This window comes from Oleiphilus sp. HI0043, assembly GCF_001634935.1.
In genome coordinates this window covers 1-1,054 of the sequence record NZ_LWEY01001808.1, presented here as the reverse complement: position 1 = coordinate 1,054, position 1,054 = coordinate 1, and the positions used below count along the sequence as shown (strand labels likewise).

The window sequence follows — 1,054 nt, the reverse complement described above, 5'->3', positions numbered from 1 at the left end:
TAGACCCTGTTCGTGGAGTAATAAGCTCTGCGTTAACACCGGTTCACTGGTTGAGTGATTTACCGGTTTCTATTAGTGAAGGCTTGAGTGAAAGCTTTACGAGCCGTTCCGATCTCCAAGAAAAAATCGATTTAATGGAATCCCGCATGTTGGTGCTTGAGCGCAAAGCTCAAAAACTCGCATCAGTAACGGCTGAGTTAAATCGCTTGCGTGAGCTACTGAATGCTTCTCGCATTGTTGACGATGGTGTCGTTGTTACCGAAATGATCGGTGTTAGCCCTGATTCTGACAATCAATACATCTTGCTTAACAAGGGCAGTCAAGACAGGGTTTATCTCGGTCAGGCCGTTCTTGATTCACAGGGATTGATGGGGCAAGTGGTTGAAGTAAATGAATTTACCAGCCGGGTCCTACTTATCTCTGATAGTCGTCATGCGGTTCCTGTCCAAGTAAATAGAAATGGTGTTAGGGCGATTGCTTATGGTGTTGGGGCGCTCGACTATCTTGAGCTAGGAAATGTTCCAGATACCTCTGATATTGAGGTGGGTGATCTTTTGGTAAGTTCTGGTCTAGGGGGGCGCTTCCCGGAAGGCTATCCAGTGGCAAGGATTAGCCAGATATCGCACCATGATGGACGCTCCTTTGCAGAGGTTCGCGCCAGGCCTGAAGCACAGTTGAATAGAAGTCGTCTCTTGCTTTTGGTGTTTAAAGAGGGGCAAAACGATAGTACCGTCATCGATGAGAATAAAGAACAATCTAGTACTAAGCAGCATGCGTCTGACGAGGTAAACGAATGACTCAGTCGAGAGTAAGTTGGGTGGCCGTTGCATTGTCTTTCGCCGCAGCTGCCGTATTGGAATTGTTAGCAATGCCGCAAATGCTACTTGCCTTTCGTCCTGAGTGGATGGTATTGACTTTGATATACTGGTTATTGAGGCACCCCGAACGTATTGGTCTGTTTTCTGCTTTTATTGTGGGCGCAATCATGGATGTGCTGTCAGGTACTTATCTCGGTATTCATATAATTGCTTGCTGTATCGTCTCTTATTTGGTT

Annotated in this window: 2 protein-coding genes; both read left to right on the top strand. The window is 46.3% G+C overall.

The window, feature by feature from the left end; translation table 11 throughout:
- The coding region (gene mreC, locus A3729_RS27790; RefSeq protein WP_068634509.1) for a rod shape-determining protein MreC at nt 1–797 on the top strand (797 nt) is incomplete at its 5' end.
- Nucleotides 794–1,054, top strand: a 261-nt coding sequence (gene mreD, locus A3729_RS27785; RefSeq protein ID WP_068634508.1) for a rod shape-determining protein MreD, incomplete at its 3' end; no start/stop codon positions are given. The genes mreC and mreD, both read left to right, overlap by 4 nt.